General features: G+C 43.4%; 18 protein-coding genes. 3 read left to right on the plus strand and 15 right to left on the minus strand.

The features are described 5' to 3' along the window. Window positions 1–43 precede the first annotated feature (43 nt). The 3 genes from asnA to HMPREF2628_RS02860 all read right to left on the minus strand — a co-directional run bounded on the left by asnA (window position 44) and on the right by HMPREF2628_RS02860 (window position 2,626). Window positions 44–1,036, minus strand: coding sequence for an aspartate--ammonia ligase (gene asnA, locus HMPREF2628_RS02845; protein WP_000748004.1), 993 nt, complete (start codon window positions 1,034–1,036; stop codon window positions 44–46). Between the two features lie 111 nt (window positions 1,037–1,147). Further along, window positions 1,148–1,831, minus strand: a complete 684-nt coding sequence (locus tag HMPREF2628_RS02855) for a Bax inhibitor-1/YccA family protein (RefSeq protein ID WP_070842269.1) — start codon at window positions 1,829–1,831, stop codon at window positions 1,148–1,150. A gap of 54 nt (window positions 1,832–1,885) precedes the next feature. Continuing rightward, the gene (locus HMPREF2628_RS02860) at window positions 1,886–2,626 is read right to left on the minus strand and encodes a TrmH family RNA methyltransferase (protein WP_070842270.1); all 741 of its coding nucleotides are present in this window, start codon (window positions 2,624–2,626) and stop codon (window positions 1,886–1,888) included. Between the two features lie 33 nt (window positions 2,627–2,659). Here HMPREF2628_RS02860 and HMPREF2628_RS02865 point away from each other — a divergent pair, with 33 nt between their 5' ends. Beyond that, window positions 2,660–2,938: an acylphosphatase gene (locus tag HMPREF2628_RS02865; protein WP_020903085.1), complete on the plus strand. Its 279-nt coding sequence runs from the start codon at window positions 2,660–2,662 to the stop codon at window positions 2,936–2,938. 78 nt (window positions 2,939–3,016) lie between these two features. Continuing rightward, on the plus strand, window positions 3,017–3,943 hold the full coding sequence (yidC, locus tag HMPREF2628_RS02870) for a membrane protein insertase YidC (RefSeq protein WP_070842271.1): 927 nt from the start codon (window positions 3,017–3,019) through the stop codon (window positions 3,941–3,943). Between the two features lie 74 nt (window positions 3,944–4,017). On the opposite strand, the gene pflA is transcribed toward yidC, so the two are convergent. The 12 genes from pflA to HMPREF2628_RS02930 form a co-directional block, all read right to left on the minus strand. Further along, window positions 4,018–4,812, minus strand: a complete 795-nt coding sequence (gene pflA / locus HMPREF2628_RS02875) for a pyruvate formate-lyase-activating protein (RefSeq protein WP_001288288.1) — start codon at window positions 4,810–4,812, stop codon at window positions 4,018–4,020. Window positions 4,813–4,937: 125 nt separating this feature from the next. Next, the gene (locus HMPREF2628_RS02880; RefSeq protein WP_070842272.1) at window positions 4,938–6,188 is read right to left on the minus strand and encodes a diaminopimelate decarboxylase; all 1,251 of its coding nucleotides are present in this window, start codon (window positions 6,186–6,188) and stop codon (window positions 4,938–4,940) included. Window positions 6,189–6,254: 66 nt separating this feature from the next. Further along, entirely contained in the window at window positions 6,255–7,082 is an 828-nt protein-coding gene (gene purR, locus HMPREF2628_RS02885) for a pur operon repressor (RefSeq protein WP_004255834.1), read from the minus strand. A 105-nt stretch (window positions 7,083–7,187) separates the two neighbouring features. Then, window positions 7,188–8,129, minus strand: coding sequence for a 3'-5' exoribonuclease YhaM family protein (locus tag HMPREF2628_RS02890; protein WP_070842273.1), 942 nt, complete (start codon window positions 8,127–8,129; stop codon window positions 7,188–7,190). Then, on the minus strand, window positions 8,119–9,375 hold the full coding sequence (gene rmuC / locus HMPREF2628_RS02895) for a DNA recombination protein RmuC (RefSeq protein ID WP_070842274.1): 1,257 nt from the start codon (window positions 9,373–9,375) through the stop codon (window positions 8,119–8,121). Before rmuC ends, HMPREF2628_RS02890 begins: the two co-directional genes overlap by 11 nt. A 1-nt stretch (window position 9,376) precedes the next feature. Then, on the minus strand, window positions 9,377–10,039 hold the full coding sequence (locus tag HMPREF2628_RS02900; protein WP_070842275.1) for a thiamine diphosphokinase: 663 nt from the start codon (window positions 10,037–10,039) through the stop codon (window positions 9,377–9,379). Next, window positions 10,002–10,658, minus strand: coding sequence for a ribulose-phosphate 3-epimerase (rpe, locus tag HMPREF2628_RS02905; protein WP_070842276.1), 657 nt, complete (start codon window positions 10,656–10,658; stop codon window positions 10,002–10,004). Before rpe ends, HMPREF2628_RS02900 begins: the two co-directional genes overlap by 38 nt. 10 nt (window positions 10,659–10,668) lie before the next feature. Next, entirely contained in the window at window positions 10,669–11,547 is an 879-nt protein-coding gene (gene rsgA / locus HMPREF2628_RS02910; protein ID WP_070842277.1) for a ribosome small subunit-dependent GTPase A, read from the minus strand. A 1-nt stretch (window position 11,548) separates the two neighbouring features. Further along, window positions 11,549–12,421 carry a 16S rRNA (adenine(1518)-N(6)/adenine(1519)-N(6))-dimethyltransferase RsmA gene (rsmA, locus tag HMPREF2628_RS02915; protein ID WP_070842278.1) on the minus strand — a complete coding sequence of 291 codons (873 nt, stop codon included), beginning with the start codon at window positions 12,419–12,421 and terminating at the stop codon, window positions 11,549–11,551. Then, window positions 12,418–12,753, minus strand: coding sequence for a ubiquitin family protein (locus HMPREF2628_RS02920; protein WP_070842279.1), 336 nt, complete (start codon window positions 12,751–12,753; stop codon window positions 12,418–12,420). Before HMPREF2628_RS02920 ends, rsmA begins: the two co-directional genes overlap by 4 nt. A gap of 107 nt (window positions 12,754–12,860) precedes the next feature. Beyond that, window positions 12,861–13,427, minus strand: coding sequence for a ribonuclease M5 (gene rnmV / locus HMPREF2628_RS02925; RefSeq protein ID WP_070842280.1), 567 nt, complete (start codon window positions 13,425–13,427; stop codon window positions 12,861–12,863). Next, window positions 13,427–14,200 carry a TatD family hydrolase gene (locus tag HMPREF2628_RS02930; protein ID WP_070842281.1) on the minus strand — a complete coding sequence of 258 codons (774 nt, stop codon included), beginning with the start codon at window positions 14,198–14,200 and terminating at the stop codon, window positions 13,427–13,429. Before HMPREF2628_RS02930 ends, rnmV begins: the two co-directional genes overlap by 1 nt. 156 nt (window positions 14,201–14,356) lie before the next feature. Here HMPREF2628_RS02930 and HMPREF2628_RS02935 point away from each other — a divergent pair, with 156 nt between their 5' ends. After that, on the plus strand, window positions 14,357–16,201 hold the full coding sequence (locus HMPREF2628_RS02935) for an APC family permease (RefSeq protein WP_070842282.1): 1,845 nt from the start codon (window positions 14,357–14,359) through the stop codon (window positions 16,199–16,201). Window positions 16,202–16,314 lie beyond the last annotated feature (113 nt).

Raw genomic sequence — 16,314 nt, forward strand, 5'->3', positions numbered from 1 at the left:
TAGGCGAAAAGAGAAAGAAAACCGAACCTTGCGGTTCGATTCTCTACAAAATATTTTCGTAAGTATCGCGGACTTCTTGAGGCCAAACACTTGTTTGCACCTCTCCGATGTGTTTCTTGCGAAGTAGGAACATGGCCATCCGAGATTGTCCAATTCCTCCACCGATTGTCAATGGGAATAGGCCATTCAACAAGGACTTGTGCCATTCCAATTCCAAGCGGTCTTCATCACCTGTGATGGCAACCTGACGGCGAAGAGTTTCTTCATCCACACGGATTCCCATAGAAGACAGCTCAAAGGCTCCACCTAAAGACTCATTCCAGACAAGAATATCACCATTTAGACCCTTGTAGCCATTTTCAGACTCACTTGTCCAGTCATCGTAGTCTGGTGCACGTCCATCGTGCGGTTTACCGTCTGGTAATTCCCCACCAATACCAATCAAGAAAACAGCACCAAATTCTTTACAGATAGCATTTTCACGTTCTTTCGGTGTCAAGTCTGGGTAGCGTTCTACCAACTCTTCTGTGTGGATAAAAGTGATTTGTTTTGGCAAGATTGATTCGATGTCATAGCGGGCTTCAACAGCTAGCTCAGTAAGACGAATAGCCTTGTAAATCTTCTCAACTGTTTCTTTTAGATAAGCGATATTACGTTTACCATTTGGGATAACCTTCTCCCAGTCCCACTGGTCAACATAAACAGAGTGGGTCGCATCAAGCGAATCTTCGTCTGGACGAAGGGCCTTCATGTGGACGAAAAGACCTTCACCTTCACCGAAACCAAAACGAGCCAAAGTGTGGCGTTTCCATTTGGCAAGGGAGTGCACCACTTCATAAGTAGCATCAGGGATTTGGAGAACCTTGACCGATACGGCATTCTCCACACCTGATAAGTTGTCCTGCATCCCGTCACCGACCCTACTCAAGATAGGACCTTGAACTTCGACAACTTCTAACTTATCTTTCAAATACTGGGTAAAAGTGTTTTTGACAAAGGAAATCTCTTCTTGTTGATGAATAAAACTTTTCTTCATAAACTACTCCTCAAAAAATTAATTAAAAGCATTATACACCTATTTCCAAGAAAAGGAAAGAGCAAATTTAAAAAAATCAGTGCTCCTTCGAACACTGATTTCATAGACCTTTTAGTCATTACGACCAAAAATACGTAGAATACTTAGGAAGAGATTGATAAAATCAAGATAGATACTGAGAGCCATTGACACAACCCAACCTGTCTCTACACGACCTTGTGATTGCTCATATGCATAGCGAATTCTTTGGTTGTCCCAAGCAATCAGCCCAGAGAAGACCAAGACCATGGCTACGCTAATCATATAATCAAAGAAACCGCTAGCCAAGAAAATATTGACTACCATAGCAATCAACAAACCGATAAGAGCCGCCATCATAGCCCGACCAAGGCCACTCAAATCTTTCTTGGTGCACATACCGACTGCCGCCATGACAAAGAAGAGAAGGGCGCTTGATACAAAGGCAGATAAAACTGTACCTGGAGTATAGAAGGCCACCACAAAACTGAGGGTAAAGCCGTTTAATACTGAGTAAAGTAAAAATACTGGAAGAGCCGCTGGACTATTCTTCGAAGCCATACTGCTGGCAACAAAGACCAGAGCTAGCTCTGCTAAGGTTGCAATGGTCAACCAGAGACGTCCCTGCATCAAAAAGTAAACCAACTGAGACTGAAAGACGGTCAACATAAGACCTGATACTAAAGCGGATAGTCCGATCCCCAGACCAACAAAGGCATAGACCTTAGCGTAAAATTGATTGAGACCTGTGCGGTCTTCTATTATAGTGTGATTCATCTTTTCTCCTTTTCTATGAATGTCTTTCCTTGATTATAGCAAAGAAAGTTAAAATTAGCTTAAATGGAAAATCAAAATACCGGCTGCAACGGCAACATTCAGACTCTCGGCCTGACCCTTCATGCTAATATGGACCAACTGGTCTGCACTTTTAGCCATGAGGGGACTAATTCCTTGACCTTCATTTCCCATAACCAAGACAAACTGATCTAAATGTGGCAAGTCACGATAATCTTTAGAATCCTTGGAAAGAGTGGTTGCCAGCATAGGGATACCTGCCTTTTTAGCTTCCTCGAGAAGCGCTTGACTAGTCATCCGATAAATAGGCAAATGGAAATGACTGCCTTGCATAGAACGTAGAGTCTTGAGACTATAGATATCTGCTGACTTGTCTGAGACAATGACTCCTGTAAAACCTGCTGCATCCGCAGTCCGAATGATAGTTCCCACATTACCAGGATCTTGCACATCTTCCAAAAACAAGAACTTGCCCTGACTAAAATCAGCTTGTCCTACTTCTTCTTTTTGAACCACGGCAACAATGCCCTGTGGAGTCTGAGAATCTGCCAAATCTAGCAAAATATCCTCTGATACCCAGACAGTTTGCGGAAACGAGGCTAACTGTTCTCGGTAAGTTTCTAGGGCAAAGATCTTCTCAATCGTCACTCCAGCTTGGACAGCTTCTTCAAACAAGTGCCATCCTTCAATCAAATAGGTAGACTTGCGGTATTTTTTTTGGTGTAATTTCTTGGCACTTTTTACCACAGAATTGGCTTTTGAGGTTATAATAGTCATAGAAATATTATAACACAATCAAAGGGGTTTGGTATGCAAAAGGTTAGAATGATTGCCCAAGGCAGGGTTCAGGGAGTTGGCTTTCGTTGGGGTGTTTACAGCCTGGCGCTTGAAATCGGTGGCATCACAGGCCGAGTATGGAATAATGACGATGGCACAGTAGAAATCTTAGCCCAAGCAGACTCATCTGCTATCATGGCAAAATTTATCCAAGAAATACGAAAAGGACCCACACCTTTTTCAAAAGTCAGCTACTTAGATGTCCAACTGAGCAACTTTCCTCCTTACCCTGACTTTAAAATCGCAAATTAGGTCTCTAGAACTATTGTATATTTTGTAAAAAAACAGTAGAATAGAAAGGTATTATTTTTAAAAGAAGGAATGAACACATTGAAAACTATTAAACGTTTTGCACTCTCAGCTATGGGAGTAGCTATGCTATTAGTCTTGACAGGTTGCGTTCAAATTGATAAAGCAACAGGTAAGCCAATTGGTCCCGTTTGGGATTTCTTAGGTGCCCCGATGGGAGAAGCTATCAAGTACTTCGCTACTGATAAAGGTCTAGGCTTTGGTGTCGCTATCATCATCGTAACCATTATCGTGCGCTTGATTATCTTGCCACTTGGTATCTACCAATCATGGAAGGCAACGCTTCACTCTGAAAAGATGAACGCCCTCAAGCACGTCCTTGAGCCACATCAAACTCGTCTCAAGGAAGCGACTACTCAAGAAGAAAAACTCGAAGCCCAACAAGCTCTCTTTGCTGCTCAAAAAGAGCACGGCATCAGCATGTTTGGTGGTGTAGGATGTTTCCCTATCCTCCTTCAAATGCCTTTCTTCTCTGCTATCTACTTTGCTGCCCAACACACTGAAGGGGTTGCTCAAGCAAGCTACCTAGGAATTCCTCTAGGTTCTCCAAGTATGATTTTGGTTGCCTGCGCTGGTGTCCTTTACTATCTTCAATCGCTCCTTTCACTTCACGGAGTAGAAGATGAAATGCAAAGAGAACAAATCAAGAAAATGATTTACATGAGCCCACTCATGATTGTCGTCTTCTCCCTCTTCTCACCAGCTAGTGTTACACTTTACTGGGTTGTCGGTGGTTTCATGATGATTCTCCAACAGTTCATCGTCAACTATATCGTTCGTCCAAAACTTCGCAAAAAAGTTCGTGAAGAATTGGCTAAGAACCCACCAAAAGCAAGTGCATTCTCAACAGCAAACGGACGAAAAGATGTTACCCCTGAACAACCAACTGCTATCACAAGTAAGAAAAAACACAAAAATCGCAACGCTGGAAAACAACGTTCGAGATAAGACAAAAAAGGCTTAGCTGGATGGTTAAGTCTTTTTGATAGTCAAAAGCCCGATGTTTCCATCAGGCTTCTTTTTTATCCATGTACACGTTTCATATAGTCTTGATAACTTTCGGTATCCATGAGTTTTTTAGCGTTCTTCACGCGATCTGCTGTTGGTGGTTTAACCCCTTCGAGGGAATAAGGAATTCCCAATTCACGCCATTTAAACTCACCCATGGTGTGATAAGGTAGAATTTCAAACTTATCCACATTTTTGAGGGTCTTGACGAACTTCCCAAGTTCAATCAAGTCATCATCTCTATCTGTCAATCCTGGAACTAGCACGTGGCGAATCCAGACAGGTTTTCCAATATCTGATAGATACTGAGCACAGGCCAAGATATTTTTATTAGTTTGGCTAGTAACAATCTTGTGCTGTTCTTCGTTGATTTCCTTGATATCTAAGAGGACCAAGTCAGTGACAGCCATGAGTTTATCAAACTTCTCAAGGTAACGTGGTTTATTACGGAAAGGCAGGGCACAGGTATCCAAGGTACAGTGGATTCCTTGTTCCTTAGCCTTGGTAAAGAGGGCAATCAGGAAATCAATCTGCAAGAGGGCTTCTCCTCCACTGACTGTAATCCCACCCTTATTTCCCCAGAAACCGCGGTAGCGCAAGGCTTCTGTCAAGACATCATCTACCGTCCGTTCACGTGATTTATTGGACTCCATAGCCCAAGTATCCGGGTTATGGCAATACTGGCAACGCATGTGACAGCCCTGCAAAAAGACAATAAAGCGAATACCAGGCCCATCTACTGACCCAAAGCTTTCTGTCGAATGCACCATTCCTGTCACTTGTCCATAATCAATTGTTTCTTCAGACATATCGTTACCTTCCTTGAAAACGTTTTATAGTTTTATTATATCACGACTTGAAGGAAAAACAAGATTTTTGCCTATTTTTTAGAAAGCAATCTGTTTTTCAATTTCATTTTCAATTACTTATCATTTTATTCTTCAAAATCAAAACCATACAAGGTTGCAAAATAGTCCTCCGGGCGCTCTGCACGGCGGATTTGACGGGCTTTGCCTTCTTCGGTATAGAGGATTTCCGCAGAACGAAGTTTGGCATTGTACTGGTAGCCCATTGAAAAACCATGAGCACCTGTATCATGAATTACCAGCAAATCACCGATTTCTGTATGAGGTAGTTCACGATTTACTGCAAATTTATCATTGTTTTCACAGAGTGAACCAACCACATCTACAACTTCAGCTGGTCCATCTGGATGGGTCACGTTAGTAATATGATGGTAAGCTCCGTACATAGCTGGACGCATGAGGTTGACTGCTGATGCATCCACACCTAGATAGGTACGGTAGGTTTTCTTCTTATGGGTAACTCTTGTGACCAAAGCACCGTGAGGGGCCAGCATAAAGCGACCCAATTCGGTAAAAATCTTGATCTGACCAAGACCTGTTGGCGTAAGAACTTCTTCATAAACCTTACGAACTCCCTCACCAATCAAGGCGATATCGTTCGACTCCTGGTCTGGACGATAATTGACACCAATACCGCCAGAAAGATTGATAAAGTCTAGCGAAATGCCCAACTTTTCCTTGATTTCAACAGCCAATTCAAAAAGCTGACGAGCCAACTCTGGATAATAGAGATGGGTTACGGTATTGGACGCTAGGAAGGAGTGAATCCCAAAAGTCTTAGCTCCTTTTTCCTTCAAGATGGCAAAAGCTTCAAAGAGCTGATCCTTGGTCATGCCAAACTTGGCTTCTCCAGGATTGTCCATAATGTCTGTCCCCAGTTCAAAAACGCCTCCAGGATTATAACGACAAGAGATGATTTCTGGAATACCTGCTGCACGCTCTAGATGTTCAATATCTTCAAAGGCATCCAAGTTAATGGTCGCACCCAATTCACGCGCATAGGCATATTCCTTATCTGGCGTATTGTTTGAAGAGAACATAATTTCAGAACCAGGGAAATCCAGTTTATGACTCATCAAAAGCTCCACATAACTAGAGCAGTCCACACCACAGCCTTCCTCTTGGAGAATTTTCAAAATAGCTGGTGTTGGAGTAGCCTTAACTGCAAAATATTCCTTAAAGCCCTTATTCCACGAAAAGGCTTGGTTGACGGCCCTTGCCTTCTCACGAATTCCCTTCTCATCATACAAGTGAAAGGGAGTCGGGAACTCGGCAACAATCTTTTCTAAGTCTTCTTTATTGATAAATGGTGTTTTCATAAGTTTCCTTCTATTCTATTTGCAAAGAAAGGCTGGGACAATCGTTCCAACCTTTAGTTCTATCTCTTATTTATCTTCGTCAAAGATATTACCAACCTCAACATCGATGGTTTGATTCTTGACATCAATATTGGTTACCTTCAAGAGTGACTTGTAGTCAAACTGCTTTTCACGTTCTTCTTGGGCATTATCCGCAAAGACTGCTACACCAGCCAATTCTGAATCAAACTCACGCAAGAGGCTGATCATCCCATTGACAGTTCCGCCACCTTTCAAGAAGTCATCCACAATCAAGACACGGCTGCCTGCCTTGAGACTACGTTTTGAAAGGAACATTTTCTCAATGCGGTCACCACTTGAACCTGATACATAGTTGACACTGACAGTTGAACCTTCGGTAATTTTCAGGTCACGGCGCACAATAACAAAGGGAACATTGAGGACATTGGCAACTGCATTTGCAAGTGGAACACCTTTTGTTGCTACTGTCATAACGGCATCGATTTTTTGGTCCATAAAGCTCTTGGCAATGATACGACCAATATTTTTCAAGATAGCTGGTGTGCTAAGCAAATCGGACAGGTAGATATAACCACCTGGCAAGATACGGTCACTTTCTGACAACTTGGCACGCAAGTCCTCAACCATTTCCTTGGCATCATGGCTTGAGATTGATGGTGTGAAAATGACACCACCACCAGCACCAGTTACTGTCTGGATATGACCGATTTCGATCTCCTCAAAGGCACGTTTGATAATCACGATATCCTCTGAGATGGATGATTTAGCAGATTCATACTTTTCAGCAAAAGTATTGAGACTAGTTAGTTTATAAGGATTATTAATCAAATAGTTGGAAATGACAACCATCCGATCACTTCTTCTTAATTTCATTTCTATTTCCCACTTCATTTAATTTTGATATTTTATCTATTATACCATATTCACATAAAAAAACGAACATTCTTATCCTAAAAAATGCTCATTTTTCTTAAATTATTAATCTAAATCTGGTTTATAGAAGGAACGATTGTCCATAGCGAAGATTTTATTGGTCATCTCTCCCTTATCCACCAAAGCAAGAGCTGTTGACATCATCATCATGCTTGCATCCAGATTGTCAATCATATGGATAATCTCTGCTTCCATAATGCGTGGACGGACTGGACTTCCATACTCAAGCAAGCCGTGGTGACTGAGGATGACGTGGCGGAGCAAAACGACTTCTTCCTTGGTATCATCAATGCCGAGTTCCATAACTGTCTTGGTAATTTCGCTATCAATCAGAGCGATATGTCCAAGAAGATTACCTCGCACTGTGTACTCGGTCTGGTCTGGTCCCGTCAACTCGATGACCTTAGCCAAGTCATGCAGCATAATCCCCGCATAGAGCAGGCTCTTATTGAGCTGAGGATAAACTTCGCTAATAGCATCTGCCAAACGCACCATGGTTGCAGTGTGGAAAGCCAAACCCGTTTCAAAGGCATGGTGGTTGGTCTTGGCTGCTGGATAGGAGTAAAATTCCTTGTCGTACTTTGTATAGAGATTTCGGACAATCCGTTGCCAGACAGGATTTTCAATTTTGAAAATCATTTGCGACATATAGTCACGGATTTCCTTGACATCAACTGGTGACTTGACCTTGAAATCAGCTGGTTCATTGGGTTCACCAGGCTGAGGCAGGCGAAGAGTAATTTGATTGACTTGAGGGGTGTTGTTATAAACTTCTCGGCGCCCTTTCATGTGGACAACCTTACCTGCAGTATAGGCCTCAACGTTATGAGGTTGAGCATCCCAGAGTTTTCCTTCAATCTCGCCACTATCATCTTGGAAGGTAAAGGCCAGGTAGTTTTTCCCAGCTCGAGTTTGCCTCAGGTCAGCTGACTTGATTAGGTAAAAGCCTTCAAATAGCTCATCTTTTTTCATGTGACTAATCTTCATATTCTTCCTCGTTTTCTTGGAAATGGAGTAGATCAAGCGCAGGCTCACCTTCTGATAACTCAATGTGACGGAGCGTCCGCTCGATAGCAGTGGTACGACGGTTTAATAATTCATCAATATTGCCAGAGGCATGTTGGAGATGTTTTTGTGCCTTAACCAAAATCCCACCAAACTTGCCAAACTCGGTCTTGACACTGGCAAGAGTCTTACTGATATGGTCTGCACTCTTTTGAATATTGAGAGTTTTGAATCCAACTGATAGGGAATTGAGGAGAGCTGACAGGGTACTTGGACCTGCGACAATAATCTGTTCTTCCCTTCTCAAGTCATCAAAGAAGACCGGATTGCGGACAATTTCTGAGTAGAGACCTTCTGTCGGAACAAACAAAACTCCAAAATTGGTTGTCCGAGGCGGTGCTATGTACTTGCTCTTGATATCCTTGGCAAATCGTTTGACGCTTGCTAGGAGCGACTTACGACAGCGTTCAATCTCATCCTTGTCACCTGCTTCATAGGCTTCTTCTAGACGGTAATAATCTGCCAGTGGAAACTTAGAGTCAATTGGTAAGTAGACATATTCCTGGTCACCCTGTCCAGGCAACTTAATGGCATACTCCACTCGTTCACTGGAATTTTCCACCGTTGCATATTCTCTTTCGTACTGGGCAGGTGTCATGATGTCTTCAATAATTTGTCCCAGTTGCAATTCTCCCAGAATCCCTCGCGTCTTGGTTCCTGAGAGAACCTTGTTAAGAGCTCCAACATCACGGGCAACTGTCTGCATTTCTCCAAGGCCACGATTGACAGACTCCAGTTGTTTGGAAACTGTCTCAAAGGAGGCTTGTAAACGCGTCTGCAAGGTCTTTTCTAGTTTTTCCTCGACTGTCTGGCGCATTTGTTCCAAACGTTGCTCATTGGATTCCTGCAAGGCTTGGAGACGTTGGTCAGTCTTATCCCTGGTTTGGAGGAGATTCTCAGTCATTTCTTGACGGACCTGATTCAGACCTTGGTGCAATTCGATTCGCATTTCTTGCAAACGGTCACTGACAGCCACTTCCAAATCTTTTTGATCTAGCTGGCTGGCTTGCCTGGCTTGTTCAAAGCGATAATCCAACTGGTCTGACAAGTGATCTGCCTGATCCTCCAAGCTCTTGCTTAGGTGTTTCTCCTGCTTCTCCTGCCTTTGCCAAATCAGAAAGATACCAGCTAGGTTGGCAAGCAATAATAGAACAAGTAAACTTTCCATCCTACCTCCTGTCCTTGCTATGCAGTACAACCACATAGCCATCTGGGCAAGTCACCGACACTTCCCTATCTATATATTCGTTAGAAGCGTACACTTTTTTAAAGAAAAAATTTTCCTCTGTCAACTCATACTTAGCTCCGAGAATAGTCAGCTGGCTATCCCGAACTGGCATAAAGGCAAGATAGTCATAGTCCGAGCGAGGTTCTAGCTGACTGGTTCCTTCTGGACAATAGGCAATCAAATTTTGCCCATCTTCAATCGCTATCTGGCGCATATAGGGTGCTAATTTGGGATTACTAGGTAAAAAGACATTGGCCAGCATATGATCAATACGGCCACCCAAAGCACCGAAAATAGTAACCTCAGCCTGAGGATTTTTCTCAAAAATAGTCACGAGAGCCAATTCCAGATCTGTATCATCTTTTTCTGGTCGCGCTTGGACAAAATGTTGGGCACATTTTTGAATCACCTGTCGTTCTTCTGCAGTTACAGAATCAAAATCTCCAACCGCTAAAGCAAGAGGTAGATTTTCCTCCAAGACCCAGAGCGAGCCTCGATCCACACCGACAAAACTATCAAAGTCCGTCCGATAATGACCGCGGTCTCCTCCTGCAAAAACGGCAACCTTAGTCCAGTTGTTTTCTGAGAGTTTGTACTCGCTCATTGACATCTCCCTTAAAGACATAGGAACCTGCTACAAAAACGGTTGCACCAGCTTCTTTGGCTAGAGCAATAGTTTGGTCATCAATCCCGCCATCCACTTCAATTTCAAAATTCAAGCCTTTTTCATCACGAAGAGCAACCAACTCTCGGACCTTATCCATGGTCTCTGGTAGAAAGGCTTGCCCACCAAAGCCTGGGTTAACTGTCATGACTAAAACTTGGTCAACTAGATGAAGGACGTGCTTGATGACTTCAACTGGTGTGCCAGGATTGATAACAACTGAAGGCTTAACTCCGAGTGAACGAATTTTTTGGAGGGCACCATGAATATGGGGCGTTGCTTCCACATGGATACTGATGATATCCGCACCTGCACGCGCAAAGTCTTCTAAATGATGCTCTGGATTAGCTACCATCAAGTGGCAGTCAAAGACCATCTTACTATGAGGGCGAAGAGCTTCAACCACACCTGCACCAAAACTGATTTGTGGTACAAAGTGACCATCCATGATATCGATATGGGCATATTCTGCCCCAGTTGCTTCTAGACGTTTGATTTCGCGTTCAAAGTTGGCATAATCTGCTGCCAGAATTGACGGAGCAATCTTGTATTGAGACATAGGTTTCTCCTTATTTTGGAATTTTTTTGCTGACTTTTTTATAGGTTTCTCTGCGATTTTCAATCTCACTGAGGAATTGCAGGTAATTATCAAAACGGAAGGACGCAATGATACCCTCTTCAACAGCCGGCTTAACTGCGCAAGACGGCTCATGGGTATGGGTACAAGTGCGGAATTTGCAGTCTCGACTGACAGTGGCAATCTCTGGAAAGGCCTGATTGAGGTCTTCTGCCGTTGATACTTCATAATCTAGTGATGAAAAGCCTGGTGTGTCCGCGATTTTGCCCCCATTGAGGTTGTAAAAACTAACAGCTCTAGTGGTGTGGCGCCCGCGACCCAGACTATCTGAGATTTCTCCTGTTTCAAGATTGAGTTCTGGTGCGATTTTATTGAGAAGAGTTGATTTCCCAACACCCGTCTGCCCCATAAAGACTGTAACCTTGCCTGTTAACAAGGGCAAAAGTTCTTCTTTACTGGTCACAAAGTCGTAGCCAATATCACCATAAGTCTGTTCATAAAAATCCAGTTCTCCTCTATCTTCCAACAAATCCATTTTGGAAATATAGACGATGGGATGGATACCCTTGTGCTCCAAGAGAACCAAGAAACGATCCAGCAAATTGCTGTTAAAATCAGGTTCCTTGACGGACATGATTACTACAGCTTGGTCAATATTGACAATAGGCGGACGGACCAGACTGTTTTTCCGTTCGTGAATTTTGAGGATATAACCTTCTGAATTTTCCTCGGCAGAAAAATCGACCCAGTCCCCAACATAGGGTGTATGGCCTTTTTTACGGAAATTCCCACGCGCGCGTGTTTGATAGACCTGGCTATCACTCTCTACATAGTAGAAGCCTGCCAAGGCTTTAATAATTTGTCCCTGCATCTTAGAGTCCTTGCCCTTTAAGTGCATCTGCTAGGCTGGCAAATTCTGCCAAGCTGAGAGCTTCCCCACGCACACTTGGTGACAAGCCTGCTTGGTCCAAAGCCTTGGTCAGCTTGTCCTTGACCTCCTCAGTCTTGCCAAAGTAACCTGTCAAATTGTTCCACAAGGTTTTACGGCGATGGGTGAAACTTGCCTTGGAAACCTTAAAGAAGAGGTTCTCGTCTTCCACTGCTACAGCTGGTTCTGGACGGCGCACCATTTTCAAGATGGCTGAGTCCACATTTGGCGCTGGCACAAAGACCGTACGAGGCACGATAAAGGCAACCTTGGCTGTCATATAGTATTGGACAGCGATTGACAAACTGCCATATGCCTTGGTATTTGGTTGAGCCGAGATACGATCCGCAACTTCTTTTTGCATCATGACCACAAACTCACTAAAAGGAATCCCACTCTCAATCAAGTGCATGAGAATAGGCGTCGTGATGTAGTAAGGCAAATTAGCCACTACCTTGATTGGCAGGTCAGGATTTTTAAAATTCTGGATATGTTGCGCCAAGTCAACCTTGAGAATGTCCTCGTTGACTACGGTCACATTGTCAAAATCACGCAGGGTATCCGCCAAAATAGGCACCAAACGGTGGTCAATTTCAAAGGCCATAACTTGAGCTGCACGCTCAGCCAAAAATTCTGTCAAGGCACCGATCCCTGGTCCGATTTCGATAACATTGACCTGGTCATCAATTTCAGCCGTATCCACGATTTTTTGAAGGATATTGGTATCCGTCAGGAAATTTTGCCCGAAGGATTTTTTAAAGGTAAAACCGTGACGCTCCAGCACTGCCTTGGTCACGCTATAATCTGCAATTCTCATTTATTCTCTTTTCTAATATAGTAAGCTTCTGGAGTAGCATGATAGAGCAAAACAAATAAAGGTGTTCCATCAAATCCTTCCATCATCTCTTTTAGGAGTGCATCTGGATGAATAATTTCTCGTGTTTTGGTGAAATAAACTCCATGTTCCCCGTTTCGATTACGAAGTTCCCATGCAACATTATTCCCTTGGACAGAAGGTAGGTAACGCTCCATTTCTAGAAAATCAAAAAAATCTTTCACCGTCATGTCTTCTGGAACTTCAAATTCTAGCTCATGAGGTAATACATCATCACCCATACAGACAGAATCTCTATCAACTCGTATTTTCATTTCACTCTTTCCTTGTAAACATCTATTTAAATATTATCAAAGTGAATCCCCTGACATAAATCTACTTACTTCTATTGTAACACATTCCCCTTACATTTGGGGTCTGCTTAGCTGTTCTCATAATATTTCATAGCTTCTTCCACTTCTGCTAAGGTGACTCCAAACAACTCCAGGCGTTTGAGGAGTTGCTTACCGTTGGAATAACCAATTCGGAGAGCCTCTCCTAGATATTCTCGTCGCTTACGACTATCTGCTCCCGCTAGAAAACCAAGGCGAATCAAGTCGCTACGACTGATGTCAAACTGACTCTCATGTTCAAATTGCTCTGTCACCTGAGCGAGAGCCGTTTTCAGGTCTTCATAGTTGGCATGCTCAATTCCCAGAGACCGTCCCTTGGTTTTGGACTTGGGAACAGCTTCATCTCGCTTGAGGAAGGCGTGCTGAACTGTTGGAATGGCCGTCATAATCATGCGACGAATCCGCTCCCCATTAAAATCTGGATCTGTAAAGACAATGACTCCATGGCGTTGGTGTAGTCTCTGAATTCGCTCTATATCCTGGTCATTGATGGCAGAACCTCGAGTCTCATAGGTCTCTACCTCGAAATAACGTTTGAGATTGGCCGTATCATCGCGACCTTCAACCACGATGACTTGGGAAATTTTTTCTTTCATTACTTGTTGTCCAATCCAAAAATGCACTCTGCATTTGCAGTCGTTGCCGCCGCTAGCTCTTCTGTCGTCATGCCACGCAAATCCGCGATAAAGTCTACTACATAGCGAGTATAGGCTGTTTTGTTTTCGCGACCACGTTTAGGAACCGGAGCCAAGTAGGGCGCATCTGTTTCCACCAAAATCTTGTCCAAAGGTAACTCTTTAGCTGCTTCTTGGATGTCAGTTGCCTTCTTGAAAGTCACCACTCCTGAGAAAGAAATGGTCATACCAAGCGCGACAAATTTCTCTGCCCATTCAAGAGTTCCTGAGAAAGAATGCATGATGCCACCACGAGGTCCAACTCCCTCACTTTTGATAATGTCATAGGTATCTTCCAGCGCATCACGGGTATGGACAACAAAAGGCAAATCCAAGTCCTTAGATAGCTGAATCTGACGGCGAAAAACCTGCTCCTGCACCTCTTTGGGCGCTGTCATCCAATGGTAGTCCAAGCCAATCTCACCTAAGGCAACCACCTTGGGATGCTTGAGCTTGTCAAGCAAGTAAGCCTCGACTTCCTCCGTATAAGTCCCTGCCTCTGTCGGATGCCAACCAATAGTTGCGTAGAGTTGGTCGTACTCATCCACCAACTCCAAAGCACGCTCAATCGTCGGTTTATCAAAACCAACAATATTCATCTGTGTCACACCCATCTCAGCAGCCAAGGCAATTTCTTCTGCCTCACGACCTGCAAATTCTTCTACATTCAAGTGTGTATGTGTATCAAAAATCATCTCTTCTAACCTCGTTTTCTATCTTCTATTATACCAAAAAACTGCCCTCTCTCCTCATCTGTAAAAAATATTCTAAAATCCATCGTCCTCTCTTGACGCTATTTTTCCAAAGCAGTATAATAGCACTTATTGAAATTTTCAGAAAAGGAAAATACCATGTTTACAAAATTAAAACAGACCTTTATCGGTCGTCCTCTTAAGTCCTTAACCGAAGGCGAGGGAGGGCTGCTGGGAAAAATGCAGGCCTTGGCCATGTTGTCAAGCGACGCTCTATCTTCCATTGCCTATGGACCTGAGCAAGTAGTCCTCGTCTTGGCTAGTCTCTCTCCACTTGCTATATGGTGGAGCCTTCCTATCGGCCTTTTTGTCCTCCTACTTCTAGCTAGTTTAACCGTTTCCTACCGTCAAATTATCCACGCCTACCCTCAAGGAGGAGGGGCCTATATGGTTACTCGAGAAAATCTATCTCCTCAACTTGGCTTGATCGCTGGAGGTAGCCTTCTGGTTGACTATATGTTGACCGTAGCGGTATCCGTTGCATCTGGAGCTGACGCTATCACAGCAGCTCTCCCTGCTCTTCACCCTTACAACCTCCACATCTCCATTTTTCTGGTTTGCTTGCTCATGCTCTTGAACTTACGGGGCTTAAAAGAATCTGCCAGTTCACTGATGATTCCTGTCTATCTCTTTATCATCAGTACTGTCTTTCTCTTGCTCTATGGAATCTTTCAACTAGTGACAGGTTCTCTCAGCTATCAGGCAACTTCACCTATTGGGCATGCTGTACCGAGCCTGTCTATCGTTCTCATTCTAAGAGCTTTTACCAGCGGATCTGCCTCTTTGACAGGGGTTGAAGCTATTTCAAATGCCGTTCCCTTTTTCAAGGCTCCAAAAGAAAAGAATGCCGCTCAAACCTTGACCATTATGTCACTGATTTTAGGTTTTCTTTTTGCTGGTATCACCTTCCTAAACTACTGGATGGGGATTATGCCTCAACACGGAGAAACTATTCTTTCACAGATAGCTCAAGGCATCCTTGGTCATTCCTTCTTAGGCCACCTTGGATATTATATCTTCCAATTCTCCACAGCCTTGATTTTGGCCGTAGCTGCAAATACTGGCTTTTCGGCCTTCCCTATGCTGGCTTACAATATGGCTAAAAACAAATACATGCCCCATCTCTTTATGGAAAAAGGAGACCGCCTAGGCTACTCCAATGGAATTTTAACTCTGGCTTTTGGTGCTATGATTCTTCTTCTCATTTTTAATGGCAATACAGAACGCTTGATTCCTCTTTATACTATCGGAGTCTTCGTTCCCTTCGCCCTATCTCAGACTGGGATGATTCGTCATTGGAAAAGGGAAAAAGGAGCAAATTTCTTAAAACCTGCTCTTGCTAATATCATTGGGGCAATCATTTGCTACGCGATTGTACTAATCTTGCTCTTTTTCCGTCTCAGTGATATCTGGCCTTTCTTCCCGATTATTCTCGTACTCACCCTACTCTTCTTGGCAATTCACAGTCATTACCAAAAAGTAGCCCAACAACTGCGACTCTATGAAGGAATCGAAAAACGTACTTATGACGGTAATCTGGTTCTGGTCCTAGTAGGAAATGTCACCCGAGTTAGCGTCGGAGCCATTAACTACGCTCAAAGTATCGGAGATGAAGTCCTAGCCATGCACATTTCTACTAAGGAAACAGCAGAAAAAGACCAAGAAATTCTCCAAGAATTTGCTGATTACTTCCCAAATATCACTCTGAAAAATATCAAGACCAGCTACCGCGACATCATCATCCCTACTGTCAAGTATGTCAAACGTATTTCCGAGGAAGCTAAGAAAAAGAACTATACAGTCACTGTCCTGGTACCCCAGTTTATCCCTAATAAACCTTGGCAAAATATCCTGCACAATCAGATGAGTCTCAAACTCAAATACGCCCTTCGTTGGCACCAAGACGTCGTTGTCGCTAGCTACTCTTATCACTTAAAAGAATAAAGAAAAGGCCCTACCAGAACCAAGAAGCGTCTGGTAAGGCCTTTTTCTGAATCCAATCACTATGCTTATACTCAATGAAAATCAAAGAGCAAACTAGGAAGCTAGCCGCAGGT

The sequence above is a fragment of the Streptococcus sp. HMSC063B03 genome, from assembly GCF_001836965.1.
GTDB lineage: Bacteria > Bacillota > Bacilli > Lactobacillales > Streptococcaceae > Streptococcus > Streptococcus pneumoniae_F.

What these genes read in the sequence shown, in the direction of transcription:
- HMPREF2628_RS02855 (WP_070842269.1), bottom strand. Translation starts at nt 1,831, where the DNA reads ATGAATCACACTATAATAGAAGACCGCACAGGTCTCAATCAATTTTAC.
- HMPREF2628_RS02860 (WP_070842270.1), bottom strand. Translation starts at nt 2,626, where the DNA reads ATGACTATTATAACCTCAAAAGCCAATTCTGTGGTAAAAAGTGCCAAG.
- rpe (WP_070842276.1), bottom strand. Translation starts at nt 10,658, where the DNA reads ATGTCTCAATACAAGATTGCTCCGTCAATTCTGGCAGCAGATTATGCC.
- rsgA (WP_070842277.1), bottom strand. Translation starts at nt 11,547, where the DNA reads ATGCAGGGACAAATTATTAAAGCCTTGGCAGGCTTCTACTATGTAGAG.
- HMPREF2628_RS02920 (WP_070842279.1), bottom strand. Translation starts at nt 12,753, where the DNA reads ATGAAAATACGAGTTGATAGAGATTCTGTCTGTATGGGTGATGATGTA.
- asnA (WP_000748004.1), bottom strand. Translation starts at nt 1,036, where the DNA reads ATGAAGAAAAGTTTTATTCATCAACAAGAAGAGATTTCCTTTGTCAAA.
- pflA (WP_001288288.1), bottom strand. Translation starts at nt 4,812, where the DNA reads ATGTCTGAAGAAACAATTGATTATGGACAAGTGACAGGAATGGTGCAT.
- HMPREF2628_RS02900 (WP_070842275.1), bottom strand. Translation starts at nt 10,039, where the DNA reads ATGAGCGAGTACAAACTCTCAGAAAACAACTGGACTAAGGTTGCCGTT.
- rnmV (WP_070842280.1), bottom strand. Translation starts at nt 13,427, where the DNA reads ATGAAAGAAAAAATTTCCCAAGTCATCGTGGTTGAAGGTCGCGATGAT.
- rmuC (WP_070842274.1), bottom strand. Translation starts at nt 9,375, where the DNA reads ATGGAAAGTTTACTTGTTCTATTATTGCTTGCCAACCTAGCTGGTATC.
- HMPREF2628_RS02930 (WP_070842281.1), bottom strand. Translation starts at nt 14,200, where the DNA reads ATGATTTTTGATACACATACACACTTGAATGTAGAAGAATTTGCAGGT.
- HMPREF2628_RS02865 (WP_020903085.1), top strand. Translation starts at nt 2,660, where the DNA reads ATGCAAAAGGTTAGAATGATTGCCCAAGGCAGGGTTCAGGGAGTTGGC.
- HMPREF2628_RS02935 (WP_070842282.1), top strand. Translation starts at nt 14,357, where the DNA reads ATGTTTACAAAATTAAAACAGACCTTTATCGGTCGTCCTCTTAAGTCC.
- rsmA (WP_070842278.1), bottom strand. Translation starts at nt 12,421, where the DNA reads ATGAGAATTGCAGATTATAGCGTGACCAAGGCAGTGCTGGAGCGTCAC.
- HMPREF2628_RS02880 (WP_070842272.1), bottom strand. Translation starts at nt 6,188, where the DNA reads ATGAAAACACCATTTATCAATAAAGAAGACTTAGAAAAGATTGTTGCC.
- HMPREF2628_RS02890 (WP_070842273.1), bottom strand. Translation starts at nt 8,129, where the DNA reads ATGAAGATTAGTCACATGAAAAAAGATGAGCTATTTGAAGGCTTTTAC.
- purR (WP_004255834.1), bottom strand. Translation starts at nt 7,082, where the DNA reads ATGAAATTAAGAAGAAGTGATCGGATGGTTGTCATTTCCAACTATTTG.